The following is a 23709-nucleotide window of genomic DNA, read 5'->3' as shown; positions in this document are numbered from 1 at the left end:
AATGGTTTTTCCTAAAGTTCTATTTTTATTTAAATCCCAAAATTGATGAAAACACTGAATCTGGATTTCGCTTCAATATCTCCTCCTGCCAAATTGGTGTAAGTAGGAAGCATTAATTCTGTTCCCAGACTCAACTTTTTAAAGGAAGCTTCAAAACCCATTTTTCCATACAAAGCACTTCCTGCAGTTTTCGGAAGATTTTCTTTGTACTGACGGTTTCTGTCATAAACTTCCCCCTGAAAACCGGATTTTCCAGAGATAACGGTTTTCTCATTTCTAAAAATTTGATAAAATCCGGTGGCTGAATAATTCCATTGATTGCCAAACTGGTAGTGTTTCTTATTCTCAGTTTTTATGGTATAATCGGTATTGAGAAGAACAGCCACTTTATTTTTTTGAAATCTGTAATTCAAAACAGCCTGATAATCCCAACTTCCGGTTCCCAACTGAAAACTTGGATTAACTCCCGAAGCTCCTTTTTCATCAAATTTTCCGAGCGGAACTTTTACTCCTACTCCACCATTCAACTCATGCGTATTATCTTTTGAATTGATCAGTTTATAAATTCCCATCAGATTAAAGTCACCGATCCTATTGATATTAATATCACCCTGCAAAGTTTTTTTTTCATGAAAATGAAACGGTAAACTTGCATAAACACTCAATTTTTGAGTTAAAGGAACTTTAGCCCAAATCTGAATCGTATTAAAGTACTGGTCTTGCGTTAAATCATTGACAAATAAATTTTCTTTTGCTTTATAATGTTGAGCAAAATATTTAATTCCAATAAACTGAGGATTTAAGAGCGACTCAAAACCGGAAGAGCCGTTTCCGGCAGCACATCCGCAAGCATCACATTCATTAAATAAAATTTCATTCACATCGTTTGGAATATATAAACTGTCATTGATTGTTTTAGCCTGATTTAAATTAAATAAAACCAGACTTAAGATTAAAAATATCTTCTTCATTTTAGGTGAAATTTATTCCGCAAATTTTGGATTAGAAATAAAACTTTTGTCGGACAAAGTCTTTAGAAAAGCAATAATGAATTGCTTTTCCTGAGCGTTCATGGCAATTCCTACATCATTGTTCTGTTTCAATTGCGGGTCAAGATTTGGATTATCTTCTACATTATCTGAATAGAAATTGAGTACCGCTTCCAAAGTATAAAATCTTCCGTCGTGCATGTAAGGCGAAGTATATTCTACATTTCTCAAACTCGGAACTCTGAATTTCATCCAGTCATTTTGGTCAAGCGTTACCCGATATCGTCCTGCATCTTTGAACTGTGTATTGTAATACATTCCGGTATTTCTGAAGCTTTCATCGGTAAATAATTCTCCACTGTGACACGATGCACATTTTTGCTGAAACAAAGCCATTCCTTGAGATTCTTCAGAGTTTAACTTTTCTTTTCCCTGCTTGAAACGGTCATATTGTGAATCAGCAGAAATTAAAGTAGCCATAAACTGAGACAATGCTTTCAAAACTCTTTCTCCCGTAATACTTTCATCACCATAAGCTTGCTTGAAAAGCCTTTTATACACCTCATCTTTGCTGAGTTTTGCAATTGCTTCAGGCATCGAACTATCCATTTCGTTTACATCTGTCATCGGAATGATAGGTTGTTGATTTAAATTATGAATTACACCGTCCCACATATATCGTTTCAAAAACGCCATATTTTGGATTGGTGGTGCATTTCTGATTCCGAGTCTGTCATCAATTCCGTGACTTACCGTGTGACCGTGGTGCGTAAACGCATTTTCCTGAATATGACAGAAACCGCATGAAATCGTATTGTTTCTGGAAAGTCTGCCTTCATAAAATAATTTTCTTCCCAACTCCACTCCATTTTTTGTGATAGGATTTTCTGCTGGATCGAAAGTCATTTCCGGAAAATAAGAAGGAAACTGAAGATGAACGGCTTCATCTTTTTCTAAAGGTTGAATAACTTCTTCAGAACACGAGATGAAATTCAGAAAAGTAATGAAGACCAGTCCAATTTTAAAGATCTGCTTAATCATTGTGAACATGGTCTACTTTAAACATTTTGGTTAAATTATTCGTCACATTTACTAAATGCTGATTAGAACCCATCGCCATATCATTTGTTGTGGAAAGACTTATTGCTGTTTCTCCGCTTAAATATTGATTAAGATCTGCCAAAATATGAATCGAAGGTTTTATACTTGCAGAAACTCTTGCTGTTGTGGGAAGATCTAAAATTACTTCACGATATAAATCCGGAGTATTGTTTGCGGCTACATTTCCCATGTTTCCGGTGTGATTCATAAATTCTGTATTGGAAGAACCTGTTCCGTATTTTCCTTCTAATTTCACGAAAATATATCCTGCAGCCCAAGACCAGGTAAGACTTTCTTTTTTAGCTTTTTCCCAAAATTCTGCCTGTCCGTTTTGTCCGAGCAGATAAGCATTCTGACTGATTCCTAATCCGAATTTTATTTTTTTATAATTGTTTTTCGGAACATCATCTAAATCTACATAGACAATTCCAGCAACTGCTTTTTCCTGATTGATGATGAAAGCGCCTTTATCAGGGTTATTTTCGTTGTATTTGAATTCGTTTCCGTTTTCATCGATTAAACTGATGTTGCTGATAACATATTTTAAAGTTGAAAACTGATGTTTTTGTCCGTTTGAAGAGGTTTGAGTCGTTTGATTGAGAACAATATCTCCTAAATTATTGAATCCGTTTTCGAATTTGAGCTGAAGTTTTCCTTTTGTTTCTGGTGATAAATCTTCTTCATCGCTGTTTCTACATGACGTAAAAGTGAAAAATGTAAAGGCAATAAAGAATAATGATAAAAATTTATAAATTTTCATTTTTTGATTTTTTAGTGATAGATATGTTAGCTTAATTCAGGTTAATAAATATTGACAACAGTTTGTAATCTTTAAAGTTTGAAAAGATTTTTTTACGCAAAGATTCTTGTATTTAAACTTTATATTTTAGAAAGCAAAGGCAAATAAATTTGCATCGCGAAGCGTGAGCAAGAGCTTTATCAATCAATTTATTGATTTTTCTTTGCCTACTTAAATCAAAATTATTTTAATAATTCTTTGCGTTAAATAACTAACTATTGATATTCATTATTTAACCTGAACTCAAATTATATTGAGATGCCCCATCGCGATAGGGATGGAAGCGGTTATCCTTTTTTTTGATCCCGACGCCAGGAAGAATCTAAAAAAAGATATGAGCGGACAGCCCGACCCAAGCAGCTGGAAAAGCCATGGAAAGGGAATCGCCCAAAATAATAAAAAGGAAAACTAAGAAACCGGCGGTCTGAAAATGTGTTTTAAAAACAGAAACGAGTAGCCTATTTTGTAAAGAAAATTGGTTGTAGAAAAGATTGACTTTTCTGTGGAATTGACGGCTATAATTTCAGGAAGGACGTAGATGTCGAGTAATTTCTGCCCTGAATTTTTTGTTTTGTGTAAAGGTGAAGAATCGGTATCGGTTGTTTTTGATAATTCTTTAGCAAGATAACATTTACCATTACAGTTGAGCGTAACATTTTTCCTGTTGACGCAGAGTTCTTCGCTGATGTATTGATAATTTACAGCATACTCCACCAACGGAATCAGAGGCCTGAAAACCGTGAAAAAGGTGAGAAATATGCTGCAAATTAAATTCAAAAGATTATTTTTTGCTTAACGCTTCGTCATATCTTCTGCTGATTTCTTTCCAGTTAGTCACGTTCCAGATCGCAGTTAAATAATCAGCTCTTTTGTTCTGATATTTTAAATAATAAGCATGCTCCCAAACATCAATCCCGAAGATCGGAGTACCTTTTTCTTCCACAACATCCATCAAAGGATTGTCTTGGTTTGGCGTTGAAGAAACGAATAATTTTCCGCTTTTATCAACAGAAAGCCATGCCCAACCCGAACCGAAACGGTCCGCTCCAGCTTTACTCATTTTTTCTTTAAAAGCATCCATACTTCCGAAAGCATCGGTGATTGCTTTTGTTAATTTTGCAGATGGTTTTGTGTCTTTTTGAGGTGTAAGAACCGTCCAGAACAACTCGTGGTTGTAGTGACCTCCCGCATTATTTCTTACAGCCATTGGTAAAGTTCCCGCTTTTGAAAGAATTTCAAATAAAGTTTGCTTTTCCTGTGGAGTTCCGGCAATTGCTTTATTTAAATTGGCAACATAAGCGGCTGCGTGTTTTGAATAGTGAATTTCCATAGTTTGCGCATCAATATTACCTTCCAATGCATTGTATGCGTACGGTAAAGGCGTCTGCTTAAACTGTGCAAACGCAAACTGCGCCGCAAAAACCGCACTTAGTGCAGCGATTTTAAAAATCTTCATAACTTTTTGTTTATATGGTTTAACATTTATTTTTTAATCTGGGCTGGAAGCGGGGTGATGGAAGATGGATGTCTTTTTTCGGTGCCGTTAAAACTTCCAGTATCTAACTTCAAACTTCCTGCCTTATTTCAACAATTTCTTGATATCCTCAATTAAAATTTCCCTGTCGGGATGAAATTTCCCATTCAATTTAGGGATTTTTCCATCGGCATCTTCATAATTCAATCCTGAATAATAGAGGATCGGCATATTTTCTTTGTTGTATCTGCAACGGATATTTCCTTCTTTATCAACTAAAGCGATCATTCCGCTGTGATTGAGATTTTCGCTTTCATCTTCTTTATCTCCGACGTAGATATCAAATTTATCTGCAAGATCTCCGATGTAAGTTCGGTCACCTGTCAGAAAATGCCAGTTTGGAGATTTTGCTCCGATCTTTTGCGCATGTTGTTTTAATAATTCGGGAGTATCATTTTCAGGGTCGATGCTTATTGAGATTATTCCAAAATCGGGATTGTTGATCTCATCTTCAATAAATCTCATATTGGTATTCATCACCGGACAAATTGTAGGACATTTGCTGAAGAAAAATTCAACTAAATATACTTTTCCGAGCATCTCTTTGTTGGTAATTTTTTTACTGTTCTGATCCGTCAGTTCAAAATCCGGAACTTTCATCACCGTGTAAAGACTGCTTTTAAAATAGCTCATCCCAACTCCAATTCCCAAAAACAACAATGCAATAACCGCAATCGGAATAATGATCTTCTTTTTTGCGCTGCTCTCGGTCTTTTTATTTTTGGACATACTTCTCAGGATTTTTTTTAAACTCATCCTTACAGTAGCTACTGCAAAAACCGTACGTTTTTCCTTTGTAAACTACCGTATCTTTCATATCGTCTTCCGTTTTCATCTCACAAATAGGATCGATAGCATTGGCAAATTTTACTTTTTGAGCAGTAGTTTTTGTAGTTGTATTTTTCTTTTTATGCTTTACTTTAGGTGTTTCCTGTGCACAGGCGAATAATGAAACAGACAATAATGCTGTTAAGATAACTTTAGATTTCATTAAATAGAATTTAAAATTAAGTTTAATTAATATGAATATAAGCCTTGATAAAGATCAAAACTAAAGTTTCAGGTCAAACAAATTAAACTAAAGGAGGATGGAATATTCGTGAAAAATATTCTGAAGAATGTAACTGAATATGATTTGAATTAGGCTTTTCTGATTTTAAATCAGCTTTACTGATATTTGAAAAAGACAGAATTTCATGAGATAAAAAAACATCTAATCCTGCAATCTTAATATTTTGAGCATTATTAGATTCCTTTTCGGTTTTTGCTAATTCTTTTTTTACAAAACACTTTCCTTTACAATCAGATTCTACAACTTTTCTGTTCTCACAAAGGTTTTTCACAATGTAATCGTAGTTGATCGCATAATTTAACATTGGCAAAACGGGACGAATTGCAATGGTAAATACGATGAAAAAGGATAAGAAAAACTTCAAGTATCAAATCTTTAGTACAAATATAGTGTACAAAATTTGTTTCTGCATTAATTTATGATGAAAGTCAGGTAAGATGGAGGTTTTTATTTCCCCACAGATTGCACGAATTTTCGCAAATGTCTGCATTGATTTTTTTTATCTGCTCTATCTCCAAAATCTGCGTGAGATAAATTTTGGCTAAAGCCAATGGAATTGATATTTTTAAGGGCGGACTAAAGTCCACCCCTATTGATAAAAATTATTAGAAATTTTTGTAGTTTATTTGTAAAACTTCCAACATCAAGCTCCCGTCTTCCAACATTATTAAAACTTCATTCTCTGAATTCTTACCGCATTTAAAATCGCTAATAACGCAACTCCCACATCAGCAAAAACAGCTTCCCACATCGTTGCTAAACCTCCTGCTCCTAAAACTAAAACAATAGCTTTCACAGCAAATGCTAAAATTATATTTTGCCAAACTATCTTTTTAGTTTGCTTACCGATATTGATAGCCATTGGGATTTTACTCGGTTTATCATCCTGGATCACGACATCGGCAGTTTCAATGGTTGCATCACTTCCCAAACCGCCCATCGCAATTCCGACATCGCTTAAAGCAACAACGGGTGCATCATTTACTCCATCACCAACAAAAGCAACGGTTTGATCTTTCGCTTTCAGTTCTTTGACTTTATTTACTTTATCTTCGGGAAGTAAGTCTCCGAAAGCATTTTCAATTCCCAATTCATTGGCTACAAATTGTACAACAGAAGTTTTATCGCCGCTCAACATCGTCGTTTTTACATTCAGTGCTTTTAATTTATTGATCGTTAACTGAGCATCTTCTTTGATGGAATCTGCGATGGTAAGATATCCAACAAACTTTTTATCATACGCTATGGCAATTAAAGTATAAACAATGCTTTCAGTTTTCAAATCGTAGTTGATATTGAATTTATCCATCAGCTTAAAATTTCCAACCAGCAATTCTTTACCTGTAATCGTTGCTTTTAAACCATGACCGGCAATTTCTTCTACATTTTCTAATTGAATAGAATGATCGATCTCGCCCACAAACTGATGAATAGCTGTTGCTACAGGATGTGTACTCTGACTTTCAAGCGCATTGACCAGTTTTAAAATTTCATCTTTATTAAATTCGTTCCCAAAATTTACTTCCTGAACTTTGAAAACACCTTCAGTCATCGTTCCAGTTTTATCCATCACAACGTTTTGAACATTCGCCAAAACATCCAGAAAATTACTTCCTTTAAACAAAATCCCATTTTTGCTACCTGCACCAATTCCGCCAAAATAACCCAACGGAATGGAAATCACCAATGCACAAGGACAAGAGATCACTAAGAAAATCAATGCTCGGTACAGCCAACTTTTAAACTGATAATCTTCAACGAAAAAGTAAGGTAAAAAAGTAATTCCAATCGCCAGAAATACAACAATAGGAGTATAAACTTTAGCAAATTTTCTGATGAATAATTCTGTTGGAGCTTTTTGAGAGGTCGCATTCTGAACCATTTCTAAAATTTTACTCAGCTTACTATCTTTATAAGCAGTCGTCACTTTTACCTGACTGACTGTATTTAAATTAATCATTCCTGCTAAAACCATTTCGCCTTTCGATTTTGTATCAGGTTTGCTTTCTCCGGTAAGAGCGGAGGTATTGAAAGAAGCTTTTTCAGAAAGTAATTCTCCATCTAATCCCAGTTTTTCGCCAGATCTTAATTGAATAATATCTCCAATATTCGCTTTTTCAGCTTTTATTACTTTGGGAGTTCCATTTTCTAAAACGGTCACTTCATCAGGACGCTGATCCAGAAGAGATTTAATATTGGTTTTAGCTTTGGTAACTGCCATTGCCTGAAAAACTTCACCCACCGAATAAAACAGCATCACAGCAACACCTTCAGGATATTCTCCAATCGCAAAAGCACCGATTGTAGCAATTCCCATCAGGAAAAATTCTGAGAAAACATCGCCTTTAATAATACTTTCATAAGCTTCTTTTAAAACAGGAATTCCAACAGGGATGTAAGCTATCAAATACCAAACGAGACGCACCCAACCATTAAACCAATTGTTTTCAATGAAATTATCAAACGTAATTCCGATTAAAAGCAAAACAAATGATATAATTGCCGGCAAGAAAAGCTGAAGCGTTGATTTATCTTGAACCTCATGAGAATGATCATGGTCGTGACCTTCGTGGTTGTGCTCTTTTTTAGGTTTTGTAGTGCAACATTCTTCCATAACAAATAATTTTAAACAAATATAGAGTGAACGCGAATGCAATACTATTGCAAACTTTCTAGACAGTTTTCGCAAATACCTTTGGCAAAAAGCCTTATTTCATCAATTCTAAAATTGGTTTTCATGCTTTCGGGGAAAGAAATATCTTCTTTGCAGGTCGTTTGTTTACAGATCTTGCAGTAGAAATGCAAATGCCAATCTTTATGCGTTTTTTCGTTGCAATCATCATGACACAATTTATATTTCGTGGTCGAATTTTCCTGAATGCTGTGAACAATTCCTTTTTCTTCGAAGGTTTTTAATGTTCTGTAAATTGTGGTTCGATCTGCATTTTCAAAATAATTTTCGATCTCGGACAAAGACAAAGCTGTTTCTTGTGAACTTAAAAAATCGTACACCAAGATCCTCATGCTTGTAGGTTTGGTATTTTTGTCGATGAGTTTATTTTCGATTTTTTGTTTCATAATATTGAGCTTTCATTGGTAAAAGCCTTTCAAAGTTAGCTTTTTAGAATATATTTTAATGTTTTAAATCAAAAAAAAGAGCCTTTGCATTTCTACAAAGACTCCAAAATAAAATCAAAACTATAAATTTGGATTGTTCTCAATTTCTTTCTGCGGAATTGAAAACAAATAATATCTGCTATTGGGCGCAAAAGCCGACTGATCAGGAAATGCAAAAACAGAATGTCCTCTTCCATTAACCGTTTTCATCGTACCATTTGGCGTTGTGATTTGCACCGGAATTGGTTGTCCACTTGAGTTTACATAAGCTTTTCTTTCCACTTTCCCTTGTGTTCTGATGATGTCTGAAAGAGAAAAACCTTCTCCGAAAAGTTCTTTTCTTCTTTCAATCAAAACTTCTTTAATGACATCATTTTGAGCAAGTGAACCTGTATAAACATTGGCTTTTCTTGCTGTTTTTAGTTGGTTTAAAACAGTGATTGCATTCGTAACATTTCCGCTTCTTGCTTCGGCTTCGGCTTCAATTAAATACATTTCAGCGGCTCTCATGAAAACTATATCGGCAATTAAATTAGCTTTAAACTTAAATTTAGCATATCTCAAAAGCCCTTCTCTTCCCGGTAATCCATCCCAAGAAAATAAAGAAGAACGGATATCATTCGTATCAAACAAATCTTTAAAATAAGGATCTGCCATAAAACTGTAATAATAACTTCCCGAAGATGAAACATCTAAATAGTGGAATGCATAGCTTTCACCAGACTGTTCCTGAGTTTGTGCATGTCCCCAGATCCATTCTCCGTTGGTAATATCATTGAAACCTTCTTTGTATTTCTCCGTATTCATCAGCGGAAATCCTGCTTTGGCAATTTGTGCAGAAGCCGCAGCTTTCGTCCACTCCCCTGTATTCAGATATACTCTTGCTAAAAGCCCATTAACTACAGAACGATCAATTTTATCTTTGTTATTTCTAGAATAATTTTGAAGCAATTGGTTGGCATCAGTTAAATCGCTTTTGATTAAATTATAAATTTCTTCAAGACTCGCTTTTTTCTTTCCTACAGAATTGGTCGTTGCAGGTTCTGTATAAATTGGAGCCGTTGGTGCATTTTTATCTTTAAATAACTGAACTGATAAAAACTTGCAAGATTCCAATAACAGAAAGCACGCAAAGCTTTCGCCTGACCTTTCACCTGATCTTTCTTTTCCTGGGTTCCTTCTGCTGCATCAATTTTAGCGATCACGTTATTCATATTATTGATAACAGAATACAATGAGGTCCAGATATAAAGCGATCTACCTCCTGTATTATTCACCAGATCAGTGAATGCATACGCTGATGGAAAACCATATTTATTGGTCAAAACAGCAACATCGCTTCCCATTGCATCGCTGGTTCTTAAAACCGTTGAATATCCAATATTGGCATACGTAGTTCCATCATCATTAAATTTTGCCCAAGTTCCGTTGATCACCGTTTCTGCACTTTCGGCAGTCTTGAAAATTTCGGCTTCATCTGCCTGATTTGTCGGGGCAGTTTCAAGGTCATTTTCACAACTTATCAGAGAAACTGCAGCAATTAAAGCAAAAGATATATATTTTAATTTTTTCATATGTAAGATTTTAAATATTTTAAAGAGTAGCCTGCACACCAAAAGTTACCGTTCTCATTGCAGGATATCTGTAGTACGTTGTTCCGTCTAAAGTTTGCTCAGGATCCATTCCTTTATGTTTATAGAATGTGAAAAGGTTTTCTGCCTGAACATAAACTCTCAGCTTTTTCAATCCGATTTTTTCGAAATAATCTGAAGGAAGGGTGTATCCTAAGCTTACGTTTTTAATTCTTGCATACGTTCCGGAATACAAAAATCTTGACGAAGCTGAAGTCCAGTTATTGGTTGTTGTGCTTAAAGCCGGAACATCCGTATTTGTATTTTCAGGAGTCCATCGGTTTAACATTTCAGAACTCCACGCTCTTCCTGCAGCACTTCCGTTATGCATCAACATCGTATAATCGGTATCGAGAATTTTACCACCCAAACTGAAAGTCAATAATCCAGAAAAATCAAAATCTTTATATCTGATGCTGGTTGTAAGGCCACCCATTACTTTAGGCAAAGAAGAACCCTGCAAAGTTTTCGTAGCTTTTGCATACTCAGAAGTCGTTCCTTCTACTGTATTTCCGTTTGCATCAGTGGTAATTGTTTTCCAAAGCGGATTTCCGTTAGTCGGATCAACTCCCATCCATTCTGGAATGAAGAAATCATAAATAGAACCTCCAACCTGCAAACGTTTTGTCCCGCTAACAATTGAACCTTTCGGAAGCTTTGTAATTTCATTTTTTAAAGTACTCAGATTCACATCAACATTCCATTCGAAATCATCTGTTTTAACAGGAGTTGTAAAGAGAGAAAATTCAAAACCTGTGTTTTTTAATTCTCCAATATTCGCCTGATAACCGCTGAAACCAACTGATGGAGCCAAAGGCATATCAAACAAAAGATCTTTACTTTGACGCTGGAAATATTCTACATTACCTTTGATTCTGTTTTTCAGAATGGCAAATTCTAATCCTACATTTAAGTTGAGATTGGTTTCCCACTTCAGATCCGGAGTAGGAAGTCTGCTTGCAACCGTACCGCCTTCACCTAGATTATTATAAAATGTGTACAAACTTTGGTAGGCATAATACGTACTCAACTTATCATTTCCCTGACCTCCGTAACTTGCACGAAGCGTCAACTGATCAAAAATATTCAAATCTTTAATGAAATTTTCGCTCGAAGCTTTCCATGAACCACCAACTGACCAGAAAGTTCCCCATCTGTTTTCAGGTGAAAATCTTGAAGAACCATCTGCTCTTACCGATCCGGAAATGAAATATTTATTTTTAAAATCATATTCCGCTTTTCCTAAATAACTTAACAAACCTAGTTTATCGCTGCTTCCGCTAAATCCTCCTAACAAAGCTGCTGCATCTGGCTCATAGTAATATGGAAGTGAAAATTGACTTCTGTTTCCTGAGATGGTTTGAAATTCGTAATGATAAAATTCCTGTCCCGCTAAAATATTAAAGTGATGCTGGTTGAATTTTTTATCAAAAGTCAAAATATTACTGGTTGTATAAGACAGCGTTCTTGAATTTGTTTTTGTTACCGAACCACCGATTTCGCTTCCTTGCCCTATCAAAGGATTGGAATAAAAGTGACCGTTGTAATTAACCAAATCAACAGAAAAGCTAGATTTAAACTTTAATTCCGGTAAGAAAGTAAAGTCTAAAAATCCTTTTCCTGAAAAGTTATCTTCACGGTTTTCATTTTTATCTAAAGGTAATGTTGCCGCAGCATTTTGATTTTGCAAAGCACTTGTAGGACGGTATTTTCCAAAGTCGTAGATATAATTTCCATTGGCATCTAACCGGTGACTTCCGTCTGCATTTCTTTCGTAATAAGGATAAAAAGAAGGAATTACTCTTGCTGCATTAATGATATTATCCGTTCTGGAATCTGAAGAAGGCGGCGCTTCCTGAAGACTGTTGGTATAACTTAAATTAGCACCAACAGTTAACCATTTTTTGACTTCAGAGTTTATTTTAAGTCTTGTACTGTATTTTGTAAAGCCTGATCCAATAGCAATTCCTTTATCATCAAGGTACCCTAATGAAAAGAAATAGTTGCTCTTTTCACTTCCGCCACTGAAATCTAAATCTACCTGACTTCTTGCTGCAACTCTCTGAAGAATATCTCTCCAGTCGTCGTTCCATAAAGCATTAGCTCCTGACAAAAGTTTTCCATCGGTCCCCACTGGTTTTGCGTAACCTGAACCATAAGGATTGATTCCTAAAGCAGAAACTAAATTATCACTCGCCATTTGCGCCGCCTGTTGAGAAGTAACCTGACTCGATTTGTAGCCATTTCTCAAAGCTTCCCAGTACAACTGAAAATACTGATCTGTATTTACCTGCTCGTAATCTTTAACCGCTCTGGTAGAAAAACCCTGACTGATATTAAAATTCACTTTTGCCTCACCCTTTTTTCCGGATTTTGTTGTAATAATAATTACTCCATTCGCTGCTCTTGAACCATATAGTGAACTTGCCGTAGCATCTTTCAAAACACTGATCGATTCAATATCATTGGGACTTATCGAATTGATATTCCCGTCAAAAGGAATTCCGTCTACGACAAACAAAGGATTACTTGAAGCACTCACCGAGCCAATTCCACGAATACGGATAGATGCCGTTGCACCCGGTTGTCCTGAAGCACTTACCGCCTGAAGACCAGGAACCTGTCCTTCCAAAGCTTTGGTAATATTGGTAACGGGTCTGTTATTTATTTTTTCGCTCGAAATCGTTGCCACAGAGCCTGTGTAACTTGTTTTTTTCGCTTTTCCGTAAGCAACAACTACTACTTCATCTATATCTTGTTCGCGAAGTGTATCTTTTTTTGCTTCCTGACCATGAATGTTGATTATTCCTAAGAAAAATACTGCAACAGGTGGAATCCAAGCTTTAGAATTAATTAAATTTTTGTTAATCATAACTCATTTCATTTATCAAATTTTAAAAATTAACCCTTTGCAGAAAAGACAGCAAAGGGCATCGATAAATACGATTAACCAATTGCTTATTTTTCCTTTAAAGGCTGAATGTAACACCTTGCAAAGAGCAGGTTGTTAAGACTTCACAGGGTCAGTTCCCTCCATCTTTCTTTATAAGCCGATCGAAATATGTTTGCAAATCTAAAAACAATTAGTCTACAAAACAAGTAGACTTTATGATTTTAAATTATTATTTAATAAAAATTAACTTAATACATTCTTAAAAAACACTAAAATAGGGGGTTATAAAGATTATCAAATTCTCAAATATGATAAATATCATTAAAAATAATGCAATTCTAAAAAATGATTTAAAATAGAAAAGCTTTCGACTTATTAAAAAAACTTTCTAAATTTATACTATGAAAGTTTTAATTATAAATGGTCCTAATCTCAATCTGTTAGGCACGAGAGAGCCCGAAATTTACGGTAGTGTTTCTATGGAAGAGTATTTAGAAAAATTAAAGTCTGAATTTCCCGCTCATGAATTGAATTATTATCAGTCGAATATTGAAGGAGAACTGATTAACAGGCTTCAGGTAGATGATTTTGATGCAGTTGTTATTAATCCCGGAGCTTTCACACATTACTCTTATGCAATTGCGGATTGTTTAAAGAATATTCAGAAACAGAAAGTAGAAGTTCACATCAGTAATATTTACAAAAGAGAAGAATTTAGGCAGAAATCTGTAACGGCAGCTTGTACGGATGCAGTTTTGTCCGGCTTTGGAATGGAAGGATATCGATTGGCAGTTTTGAGTTTAAAATAATATATGTTTACACAATCATAAATTGTAGAAAATTTAATTTATTGCTAAAATAAAAAAGTTCGGTTTAAACAAATGTTTAAACCGAACTTAGTTTCGTAAGTAATTTAATTAATACAATCTTTGTATAGACAAATAAATATCTCTTGTATCATCTGTTGTTACTGCTGTATTTTTATTATTAACTATTGGGAAATAATAAACCCTGTACCAAGTATCATCTAATGCAAGATCCATTGTAAGAACCTCTTGGTGAGCATTCCCACCACTTCCTATAATTCTTGGTATACTGGTTCCTACTCTATCATCGTATCCTAAGTTAAAATAGATTCCGTTATCCAATTCTACATAAGCAGAAGGAGCAAGAGCAGTACCAGAACCTGTAGGAATACTAGGAGCAAGCAAATAATTTCCAGCATTGAATCTATCAACAGTAGTTAATGCACTAAACCAAAATTTAACAGGTGACGAAGAAGTATTAACCAATCGTGGAAACATGGAAACTCCTCCTACACCAATACTTGAGTCAGCATTAAAAAAAGCATCCAATCTCAATTTCCCCCCTAAAATAGGAAGATCAGAAGCATAAGCACTTAACCAAACATTGGCAGGATTAGCAGGAATACTTGCTTTATAAAAAACCAGACTTCCTGGCGCAATTTCCTCCCCTGCTCCAATAACTGCATTACATGTTTTCCCACCAATATTTAATGAAAAAACTGTAGTAACAGGACTCGTCACAGTGGGTGTTCCGGAAACAGTATAACTAAGCGTGCCTGAACCAGAATTAAAATTGCCTGCAGATAAAGTTGCAGTAAGTCCATTCACAGGACCAACAGTTTGCGCAGGATAAACCCCTCCGTTTCCTCCTGTATAAGGCACATTCATCGTTCCTGTATAAGGAATTCCTAAAGTATATGTGCTTGGACTAAGCTGTACACCGTTACAAGTAATGGCACCAATGGTTCCGGGAGTAAGACTCCCATTACTCAGTGTTCTCCATTCCGTACCGTTCCAAAATACATATCCATTGTAAACAAGTCCTCCCGTTCCCAAGTTATATACCAATAATCCTGTTGCTGGTGAAGGTATTGTAACCTGATCCGTTTCAGATGACAATTCTGCTTTGGGACCCAAAAAACCTTTTTTATTCCCGGAAGTTAGCCCATCTACATTAATGTCTAAAATTGCAGATGCGTTGGGAATAGTTGTTCCGATTCCTACACTCCCATTTACTGTCACAACAAAATCATTCGCCTGCTGAGCAACCGTTGGTATTCCGGTAGCTGTATTGTCTTTTCGTCCATCTACGTTAAAAATCCCTTGGGGATTCTCGGTATTGACACCAACTTGGGAGTATCCCAAAATAGAAGACAAGATTGAAAAAAGAAATAATGTTTTTTTCATTTTAATTTTTTTTAATTAACATCTAAAAAGAGCACAGAATTATGCTCTTTCCGTAACTACTTTTTTATATAATGACAATTGTGTTAGTGATTTATCGTAAAAATGTAAATAAATATTTTTATGTTTTGAGTATATTAATTTTCGCTAAGCCAACCCTTGCAGTAAAAAATTGAGATCAAATACACTAGTGCAGATAACACGTAATAGTAATTTCGTTTGTCTTTTTACAAAATTACAGATCTGTGTAAATCAAAAAAAAACTTCATAAATGAAAACCCGTATATAACTGATATTTTTTTGTACCTTTCTAAATGAGCACGTTACGTAAGTCATTTATTAAAATTCATTTATCATTATAGAAATATTAATTAAGGATGTCAGATTTAAAATCGAAAGATGAACAAATAAAAAAAGTAAAATATGAATTGATGGACAGATATACAATTCTTATGGCATCCGTATTAATTGTATATATTATAATATTCACCTTTTTCATTCCAAATAAAATACTCTCTTGGTACTTAATTATAGGGTTGTTTTTTGCAAGTTACAGTTATTTGCTTGCGCGAAAAAAATACAATATCAATACAATTGTTCATACATATTTAATAGTTGCACCATTATTTAACTTTTATATTATGCTTATATTTTGGCATAATTCCGTTGCAAGTTTTTGCTGGCTTTTACCAATTCCTCTTGCTGCTCATATATTTTTTAGACGCAAAGAAGTGTTAAAATATACTATATATACATTATTAAACATTATTATTGGATATATAGTGGCAAATAATTTCAATTTTCCAGCACATAGCCAACAAGAAGTAATCTTTACAGATACTATTGTATATATTTCAAATATTCTGGTTGTTGTTTTGTTGATTTATTACAAAGATAAAATCAGAAAACTTGAAGTTTTATCTAGATTTATGAAATTTGAAGAAGCTCATAAAGAAACCATAAAAGTAACAGAGGCCAATGTACTAACAGAGGATACCGATGTTGAAAATATGGAAAAATTATTCGGAAAAATAGAAAACGTAATGAAAGAAGATATGCTTTTTAAAGATGTAAAATTCAATCTTTCAAAACTGAGCGTAATATTGGATGTTAATAGTACTTACATTTCCAAAGCTATTCGCTATAAAGGGTATCCTAATTTCAACAGCTATCTAAATATTTACAGAATCAATCACGTAAAACAACTTTTTAATGAAATTGATTTTCAAAAAACTACTTTAATGTATATTTATACAGAAGCTGGCTTTTCAAATCAATCGACATTTAACCGTGTTTTTAAGCAGATAGAAGAAATTACACCTTCAGAATATGTGCAATTAAATTATAAAAATTAATTTACAAAAATAAAAAAGGCTCATCAAATTGATGAGCCTTTCTTCACTATTTCTAAATGGTCTGTTCCTGCAATTGAGGACCAGAAGCAATCAGCTTTTTGCCTTCGTCAGTATTACAATACTGCTCGAAGTTTTTGATATATTTTGCAGCAAGATCTTTTGCTTTTTCTTCCCATTCTGCAACATCGTTGTATGTATCTCTAGGATCTAAAATCCCTTCAGAAACATTTGGCAATGAAGTTGGAATTTCTAAATTCATTACTGGGATCGTTGTTTTTTCAGCTTTTTCGATTGATCCGTCGATGATAGAATCAATGATTGCTCTTGTATCTTTTAACGAGATTCTTTTTCCGGTACCGTTCCATCCAGTGTTTACTAAATAAGCTTTTGCACCGTGTTCTTTCATTTTCCCGATCAATGTTTTAGAATACATTGTTGGGTGCAGTGTTAAGAACGCTTCACCAAATGCAGGTGAGAAAGATGGTTCTGGTTCAGTAATTCCTCTTTCAGTTCCCGCTAATTTTGAAGTATATCCACAAAGGAAATGATATTGAGCCTGGTTTTCATCTAAAATAGAAACCGGAGGCAATACTCCGAAAGCATCAGCAGAAAGATAAACAATCTTACTTGCGTGACCTGCTTTAGAAGGCAAAACGATTTTGTTGATATGATAAATCGGGTAAGAAACTCTTGTGTTTTCAGTGATAGATCCGTCTGTGTAATCAGCAACACCGTCGTGTACCACAACGTTTTCAAGAAGTGCATCTCTTTTTATCGCTCTGAAAATATCCGGCTCTTTTTCTGCTGACAAATCGATTACTTTAGCATAACAACCACCTTCGTAATTGAAAACCCCGTTATTATCCCAACCGTGCTCGTCATCACCAATTAAATATCTTTTAGGATCTGCAGACAAAGTAGTTTTTCCTGTTCCCGAAAGTCCGAAGAATAACGCTACATCTCCTTCTTCTCCTACGTTTGCAGAACAGTGCATTGATGCCATTCCTTTTAATGGAAGGTAATAATTCATCATTGCAAACATTCCTTTTTTCATTTCACCACCATACCAAGTTCCTCCAATAATCTGAAGTTTTTCAGTAAGGTTAAACATGACAAAGTTTTCAGAATTTAATTCCTGCGCTTCCCAGTTAGGGTTTGTAGTTTTTGATCCGTTGATTACTGTAAAATCTGGTTCTCCGAAGTTTTCTAACTCGAAGTGAGAAGGACGGATAAACATATTTGTAACGAAATGCGCCTGCCAAGCAACTTCAACGATAAATCTTACTTTTAATCTTGTGTCGATATTGGTTCCACAAAAAGTATCCACTACATAAATCTTTTTCGCATCAGAAAGTTGAGTCAATACCAAATCTTTACATGATTCGAAAATTTCAGGTGTTGTAGGTAAATTTACTTTACCATCCCAGAAAATAGTATCTTTTGTAACATCATCCTGAACAATATACCTGTCTTTAGGCGAACGACCAGTGAAAATTCCCGTTTTTACAGAAACTGCACCAGATTCTGTAAGCTCAGCTTTCTCAAAACCCTGATTTTCAGGTGAAACTTCCGCTTGATATAACTCTTCGTATGAAGGATTATAAATTAATTCGTAATCTCCTTTAATTCCTAATTTTTGTAAATCTTGGACGATTTTAGCGTTTTTCATTTTACTTATATTTTCTTTTTCTTTTTGCCTGTTTAACATTATGAATATTAACAAATTGTTAAACGTGGATAAATATAAACATATAAGCGAAAATGACAAATAAAAAATGACAGATATAAAAACCTGATTAACAACCGATTATTTCATCCCACTCAAAAACAGTAGTAAAACCTTTTCCCCAAAAATAGTCCTTAAACCCTACAAATTTTGAGCTCATTACAAAATCGCCACCCCAAGCTCCCAAACTTTTAACAAAACTAGGGCAATCTGAGAAAAACCTTGACTTAACTGTCGGAATTTCAATAAAATCTGAAATTTTTTGCTCATGTAACATCATTAGTTCTGAAAAATTTTCCAATTCATCACATAACAAAATATTTCTTGTGAGATTTGAAAATTCGTCTACTATAATTTGAGACTTTATTTTTGACCTGTAAAGTTGAATCGCTTCGCGACTATCTTGCTTCTGATTGAGATGAATAAAAATCAAGTCATTTTTAAATGTTGGATTGAAATTTATCTTCTCAAAATGTATTTTAGGTTTGTTCTGAAACAAAACTGCAGATTTTGCATTAGCAACTGCAATATCGTATCCGCTTCCACCCAAACTTATAGAATTTAAATGGAAAGGATCAATCTGCGACCATTCCGCAAGATTGTTCATTAAAGTAGAACTGCTTCCCAAACCATAATCTGATGGAAACTGAAGATTTGTTTTTAAATGATAGGTATCGGTGCTTTTAAATTTAGTTTCAGAAAGACTCTGAACATTTTTAAGAGTTTTAAGAATAAACTCTGCGCTTTGATTGATATTGGTTTCTAAAATCTGCCATGTTTTATAATCGATGACAGCTTTTAGCCATAATTTGTTTTGATGATAAGCTTCCCAGAAAACAATTGATTTTCCGTCTTGCTTTTCTTCAAAAAAAAACTCCTGTCCTAGCTTTGTGGGTACCGCTAAGACAAGAGCTCCGTCTACAGCGAAATATTCTGAAGTAAGCATAAGCTTTCCCGGTGAATAAATTTCGCCCATTTTTATTTTAATTAGATGGCAGAAGCAGATGCTACTGCGCTATCAATTTTTTTGATTAATCCCTGAAGTGTTTTTCCAGGACCCACTTCTACAAAATTTGTAGCACCATCTTTAATCATATTCTGAACAGACTGTGTCCATTTTACAGGCCCCGTTAACTGAGCGATAAGATTAGCTTTAATCTGATCCGGATCTGTAACAGCAGTTGTTGTAATATTCTGATAAACAGGAATAGTTGCCTTTCTGAATTTCGTATTCTCAATTGCAGCAGCCAATCTTTCTTGTGCAGGTTGCATTAATGGCGAATGGAAAGCTCCGTTTACCGGCAATAATAATGCTCTTTTTGCTCCAGCTTCTTTTAATTTAACACAAGCTTCTTCTACGGCAATCGTTTCACCAGAAATTACCAATTGTCCAGGACAATTGTAATTTGCAGGAACCACTACTCCACTGATTGATGCACAAATTTCTTCCACTTTAGCATCATCCAAACCTAAAATTGCGGCCATAGAACTTGGGTTTGCATCACAAGCAGCCTGCATTGCTTTAGCTCTTTCAGATACCAGTTTCAAACCGTCATCAAAAGATAAAACTCCATTGGCAACCAATGCAGAAAATTCTCCTAAAGAGTGTCCTGCAACCATTTCGGCACCAAGACCGTTTACCGCTTTTAAAGCAGCAACTGAATGTATGAATATTGAAGGTTGAGTAACCTCCGTTTTCTTAAGATCTTCATCTGTCCCGCTAAACATAAGGGAAAGAATATCAAAACCTAAAATTTCGTTAGCAGATTCCATCAGATCTTTAATGTCTTTACGGGAATCGTATAATTCTTTTCCCATACCTACAAACTGTGATCCCTGACCAGGAAATACAAGTGCTTTCATTTATTTATTTAAAGTTTAATACAAAAATATAGTTTAATATAAAGTCCTTAAAGAAATTAAGGAACCAATCTGATCACTCTGAAGCCTGTGTTTACATAAGCTCCGTTTGATTTAGATTTTACAAATTCAAATTTAGTAGCCAACTGAGTCTGTACTTTATTGATTTGCTTAAAGATTTCTCCTTTTTTGTTTTCTCTTGTCAACATATCGTTTACCACATCAAAACCAATTACCGCATATTTCCCAGGAGTTTTGCAGTATTTTGATTTGTAAGTAGCTAAAATTTCTTTTTCAAAATTTCCATCAGCGTTGATTTTTCTGTCCATCAGATAAACCAAACTTGCCTGGCTCAACTCATCCACTTTTTTATCGAAACTCGGAACAGCATACATACTGAATGCTTTCATACCCTGAACTTCTTTAGACAAAGCAATTACTTTATTTGAAAAAGCTTCACCTACCGTATCATTATCGCTTGCCAAAATTGCAATAACCGGAGCAGATTGTCCTGTCATCATATTTTGATCCAACTGGATTTCTGAAGCAGCATTTACAACAATAATCTGAGCATTTTTAACATTTTTCTCAAGACTTGACTTCAGATAATTGGCATTGTCTTTTTTAGCGTCTGCAACAATATAAATTTTCTGATCAGAATACACCGATTTTACTTCTTCCGCAATTTTATCGGCATACGTCTGATCGTTGGTTTCAACGATAATCAGGTTGCTGTAATTATATAATTCCGGTGAGTTTGCAAATGGTGCAACAACAGGAATTTTCTGAGTTTTAGTAAAATCTAAAAGATCAATTACATTCGACTTGAAGAAAGGTCCGATAATTAAATCGGTATTATTTGGATTGATTTGTGATAAAGAGCTTTTGAATGAAGCTTCGTTACCAGAATCAACAATTTTAATATCTAATTTTTGTCCGGCTGAAGCATTTCTTTCAATCGCTAATTTAGCTCCCGTAAGAAAATCTGTCGCCATTGCTCGATATTGCGTTTCGCCAGTATTGTAACCGAAAGGAAGCATCAAAACAACACTTAAAGCATCGCCATTCTTTTTGATATAAGCAGCATCAAGCTTTCTGATTTTGATAACCATTCCGGCTTTTAAACCTTTTGATAATTCAGGATTTAAAGAAACCAGTTCATCAATTGTAATTCCGAACTTATTCACAATTGAAAAAACGGTATCACCTTGTTCAACGGTATAAGTAGCGTATTCATCCTGATTAGAATGAGAATTTCCGGCTGAAGATCTTTCGTTTCCGGAATCCATTTTAGTTTTGTTATTATTTACCGGAGCAGTTTCTGTAAAAGTTTCGACAGGTTTTGTTACTGTAGTCGCTACAGCCTGATTTCCACCATATTTTTTGATGCTATCAAGAGGTAAAGTGATTTCGTCACCGATTTTCATGTGAGAATCTAACTCTGGATTGAGCTTTCTCAAATCGGTTTCAGAAATTTTATACTGTTTTGTAATTCCGTAAACCGTTTGTTTAGGCTGAAGAATGATTTTCCCGGTTTTAGAAGAGGCGTTTACAACAGGAGTTTTTGCAGCAACCGCATTTGCAGTTCCCGATTTTACGGTAACCACATCTCCAATCGCCAGTTTTCCGTCTTTTACTTTAGGATTCAACTTCAACAGCTCGTCTACAGAAATTCCGTATTTCTTTGAAATATTGTAGGGAGTATCACCTTTTATAACCGTGTGTGTTTTCTGAGCAGTTAAACCAAGAAACAAACATAAACCAGATAGTACAAAAAACCTCTTAATCATTTTCGATATTATAATTTACAAAAATACTTCTTTAAAATTAAATGGCAACAATTATTAATTTTGAATCTTCTACCACCATTTCTTCCATGCAAAATTCTATCCAAGAATATCCGAAATCTGCAAAGAATACAGAGAAATTATATATTCTTTCCTGCCACGTTTTTGAAGGATGAACATCTAAAAACAGATTTTCTAAACGCTCCAACAATTCGTTTTGTTTTATTTTTTCAGCACGAAGAAGTCTTTTTTTCATTCTTTCAAAAGATTTCATTTGTCTTGTTTCTTCAGCTTTTACAAGATTTCCAAAAGACTGATCTGTATTTTCGGCTGCATTTTTCAATTCTGAAAACTGTTTCGTCAGAAGATTTTCTTTTTGATTAAGCAAATGAAGAATTTCATTATTATCTAAAATCTTATCGTTCGTGATTTTTGTGAAATTCTGAAAGAAGTCATCCAGTTTTAAATTTAATTTTTCGATTTTACCGATTGTTTTTTCTTTTAAAAACAACATCGAGTTTCTCGGAATTAAAATCGGAAACGGTAAATTAAGTTGGGTAAAATAATCTTTCAGCTCAAGCCAATACATGATTTCGGCATTTCCACCGATATAGGCAAGATTGGGCAAAACAGTTTCCTGATAAACAGGTCGCATCAATGCATTTGGACTAAACTTTTCGGGATAGTTTTCAAGCTCGTTTAAAATTTCTTCTTTCGTAAACTGAATATTTTTATCTACAACGATATAATTTTCGCGGTCAAAATCTATTCTGTCTCGGGTTTCAGAAAGATAAAATAAATTAATTTCACGTGGATTTACCTGAACTTTTCCATATTTATCCGTCAGAAAATCTACTTTATCTTTTGAGTTTTTATGTAAACTAAAGTTTTCAAGTTCATCTTTAAAAACATCTTTAATCTGATTTTTTAATGCTTTTGAATCACCATCAAGAATCAACAAACCAAAATCTGAAAACAATCTGTTAACCAAAGTCTGAATTGCTTTCGTTAAAGTATTTCCGTTTTTGTAAGCTTCTTTAAGCATTAAAATAAGCTCAGTTCCGAAAACAGAATCTTTAAATTCTTTTTCAAATTCAGAAATAAAAAAAGTATCGTTGATTTGAATTTTTCCAACTGCACTTCCCGATTTCTCATTGATTTCGTAATAATTATTCTCGGTTTTAAAATGATTGATTTCCGCAAAATCGTGATCTTCGGAAGCCATCCAGTAGACTGGAACAAAATTAAAATCAGGGAAATTCTGCTGTAAATAAGTACAGGTTTTTATCGTCTGAAGAATTTTGTATACAAAAAACACAGGTCCGGAAAAAAGATTAAGCTGATGTCCGGTTGTAATGGTGAATGTATTTTTATGCTTAAGATTTTCTAAGTTCTCTGTCTGTTTAGAAGACAACTTAAAATCTAAAAGTTGAGATTTTATTGTTTCAGATAGAATTTCTCTTTTTTCTAATGCAAAAGAGTTTTGTTTTAAATGAATTTGCTGAGCAAAGTTTTCAAGCGAAAAAGTTTGTGCTTCAAATCCTTGTATATCATGATTCAGGAAATCTTTTACCAATTTTGGAATACTTTCGATTTCGCTGAATGCTATTTTGTTTATTGTTTTCAACCTGATTA

General features: G+C 34.4%; 21 protein-coding genes and 1 riboswitch. Of the genes, 2 read left to right on the top strand and 19 right to left on the bottom strand.

What is annotated here, in order from left to right:
• Positions 1–29: 29 nt before the first annotated feature.
• The 13 genes from BUR17_RS13790 to BUR17_RS13735 form a co-directional block, all read right to left on the bottom strand.
• The gene (locus BUR17_RS13790; RefSeq protein ID WP_074230929.1) at positions 30–971 is read right to left on the bottom strand and encodes a transporter; all 942 of its coding nucleotides are present in this window, start codon (positions 969–971) and stop codon (positions 30–32) included.
• Positions 972–983: 12 nt separating this feature from the next.
• Complete coding sequence (locus tag BUR17_RS13785) at positions 984–2039, bottom strand: cytochrome-c peroxidase (RefSeq protein ID WP_074230928.1); 1056 nt, start codon at positions 2037–2039, stop codon at positions 984–986.
• Complete coding sequence (locus tag BUR17_RS13780; RefSeq protein WP_074230927.1) at positions 2023–2850, bottom strand: MbnP family protein; 828 nt, start codon at positions 2848–2850, stop codon at positions 2023–2025. The genes BUR17_RS13785 and BUR17_RS13780 overlap by 17 nt, the downstream gene beginning before the upstream one ends.
• A 447-nt stretch (positions 2851–3297) precedes the next feature.
• Complete coding sequence (locus BUR17_RS13775; protein WP_074230926.1) at positions 3298–3666, bottom strand: hypothetical protein; 369 nt, start codon at positions 3664–3666, stop codon at positions 3298–3300.
• A 4-nt stretch (positions 3667–3670) separates the two neighbouring features.
• Positions 3671–4345, bottom strand: a complete 675-nt coding sequence (locus tag BUR17_RS13770; protein WP_074230925.1) for a superoxide dismutase — start codon at positions 4343–4345, stop codon at positions 3671–3673.
• A 123-nt stretch (positions 4346–4468) separates the two neighbouring features.
• Positions 4469–5152, bottom strand: coding sequence for an SCO family protein (locus BUR17_RS13765; protein ID WP_185116692.1), 684 nt, complete (start codon positions 5150–5152; stop codon positions 4469–4471).
• Entirely contained in the window at positions 5139–5414 is a 276-nt protein-coding gene (locus BUR17_RS13760; RefSeq protein ID WP_074230924.1) for a YHS domain-containing protein, read from the bottom strand. Before BUR17_RS13760 ends, BUR17_RS13765 begins: the two co-directional genes overlap by 14 nt.
• A gap of 82 nt (positions 5415–5496) precedes the next feature.
• Positions 5497–5859, bottom strand: coding sequence for a hypothetical protein (locus tag BUR17_RS13755; RefSeq protein WP_074230923.1), 363 nt, complete (start codon positions 5857–5859; stop codon positions 5497–5499).
• 303 nt (positions 5860–6162) lie between these two features.
• The gene (locus tag BUR17_RS13750; protein ID WP_084550634.1) at positions 6163–8109 is read right to left on the bottom strand and encodes a heavy metal translocating P-type ATPase; all 1947 of its coding nucleotides are present in this window, start codon (positions 8107–8109) and stop codon (positions 6163–6165) included.
• Positions 8110–8153: 44 nt separating this feature from the next.
• Positions 8154–8573, bottom strand: coding sequence for a Fur family transcriptional regulator (locus BUR17_RS13745; RefSeq protein ID WP_074230922.1), 420 nt, complete (start codon positions 8571–8573; stop codon positions 8154–8156).
• 120 nt (positions 8574–8693) lie between these two features.
• Entirely contained in the window at positions 8694–9728 is a 1035-nt protein-coding gene (locus BUR17_RS13740; protein ID WP_228418740.1) for a RagB/SusD family nutrient uptake outer membrane protein, read from the bottom strand.
• Entirely contained in the window at positions 9632–10186 is a 555-nt protein-coding gene (locus BUR17_RS21015) for a RagB/SusD family nutrient uptake outer membrane protein (RefSeq protein ID WP_228418737.1), read from the bottom strand. Before BUR17_RS21015 ends, BUR17_RS13740 begins: the two co-directional genes overlap by 97 nt.
• Positions 10187–10205: 19 nt before the next feature.
• Positions 10206–13115: a SusC/RagA family TonB-linked outer membrane protein gene (locus tag BUR17_RS13735; RefSeq protein ID WP_074230921.1), complete on the bottom strand. Its 2910-nt coding sequence runs from the start codon at positions 13113–13115 to the stop codon at positions 10206–10208.
• A gap of 83 nt (positions 13116–13198) precedes the next feature.
• Positions 13199–13295, bottom strand: a riboswitch (SAM riboswitch).
• A gap of 242 nt (positions 13296–13537) precedes the next feature.
• Here BUR17_RS13735 and BUR17_RS13730 point away from each other — a divergent pair.
• Positions 13538–13945 carry a type II 3-dehydroquinate dehydratase gene (locus BUR17_RS13730; RefSeq protein WP_074230920.1) on the top strand — a complete coding sequence of 136 codons (408 nt, stop codon included), beginning with the start codon at positions 13538–13540 and terminating at the stop codon, positions 13943–13945.
• Positions 13946–14053: 108 nt separating this feature from the next.
• Here the strand turns inward: BUR17_RS13730 and BUR17_RS20900 are convergent, their stop codons facing one another.
• On the bottom strand, positions 14054–15349 hold the full coding sequence (locus tag BUR17_RS20900) for a hypothetical protein (protein WP_074230919.1): 1296 nt from the start codon (positions 15347–15349) through the stop codon (positions 14054–14056).
• A 374-nt stretch (positions 15350–15723) separates the two neighbouring features.
• Between BUR17_RS20900 and BUR17_RS13720 the strand changes: the two genes are divergently transcribed.
• Positions 15724–16701 (top strand): helix-turn-helix domain-containing protein, encoded by a 978-nt coding sequence (locus tag BUR17_RS13720; RefSeq protein ID WP_074230918.1) that lies wholly within the window; start codon positions 15724–15726, stop codon positions 16699–16701.
• Positions 16702–16753: 52 nt separating this feature from the next.
• On the opposite strand, the gene pckA is transcribed toward BUR17_RS13720, so the two are convergent.
• The 5 genes from pckA to bshC all read right to left on the bottom strand — a co-directional run bounded on the left by pckA (position 16754) and on the right by bshC (position 23701).
• Positions 16754–18370 (bottom strand): phosphoenolpyruvate carboxykinase (ATP), encoded by a 1617-nt coding sequence (pckA, locus tag BUR17_RS13715; RefSeq protein WP_074231248.1) that lies wholly within the window; start codon positions 18368–18370, stop codon positions 16754–16756.
• 127 nt (positions 18371–18497) lie between these two features.
• A complete protein-coding gene (locus tag BUR17_RS13710) occupies positions 18498–19403 on the bottom strand; it encodes a GYDIA family GHMP kinase (protein WP_074230917.1) in 906 nt (301 codons plus the stop codon).
• An 11-nt stretch (positions 19404–19414) separates the two neighbouring features.
• Positions 19415–20290 carry an ACP S-malonyltransferase gene (gene fabD, locus BUR17_RS13705; protein ID WP_074230916.1) on the bottom strand — a complete coding sequence of 292 codons (876 nt, stop codon included), beginning with the start codon at positions 20288–20290 and terminating at the stop codon, positions 19415–19417.
• 56 nt (positions 20291–20346) lie between these two features.
• Positions 20347–22077 carry an amino acid ABC transporter substrate-binding protein gene (locus BUR17_RS13700; protein ID WP_074230915.1) on the bottom strand — a complete coding sequence of 577 codons (1731 nt, stop codon included), beginning with the start codon at positions 22075–22077 and terminating at the stop codon, positions 20347–20349.
• A gap of 37 nt (positions 22078–22114) precedes the next feature.
• On the bottom strand, positions 22115–23701 hold the full coding sequence (gene bshC, locus BUR17_RS13695; protein ID WP_074230914.1) for a bacillithiol biosynthesis cysteine-adding enzyme BshC: 1587 nt from the start codon (positions 23699–23701) through the stop codon (positions 22115–22117).
• Positions 23702–23709 lie beyond the last annotated feature (8 nt).

The sequence above is a fragment of the Chryseobacterium scophthalmum genome (genome assembly GCF_900143185.1).
GTDB classification, from domain to species: Bacteria; Bacteroidota; Bacteroidia; order Flavobacteriales; family Weeksellaceae; genus Chryseobacterium; species Chryseobacterium scophthalmum.
The sequence above is the reverse complement of the archived record's forward strand: the minus strand, read 5'-3'. Positions and strand labels throughout refer to the sequence as shown.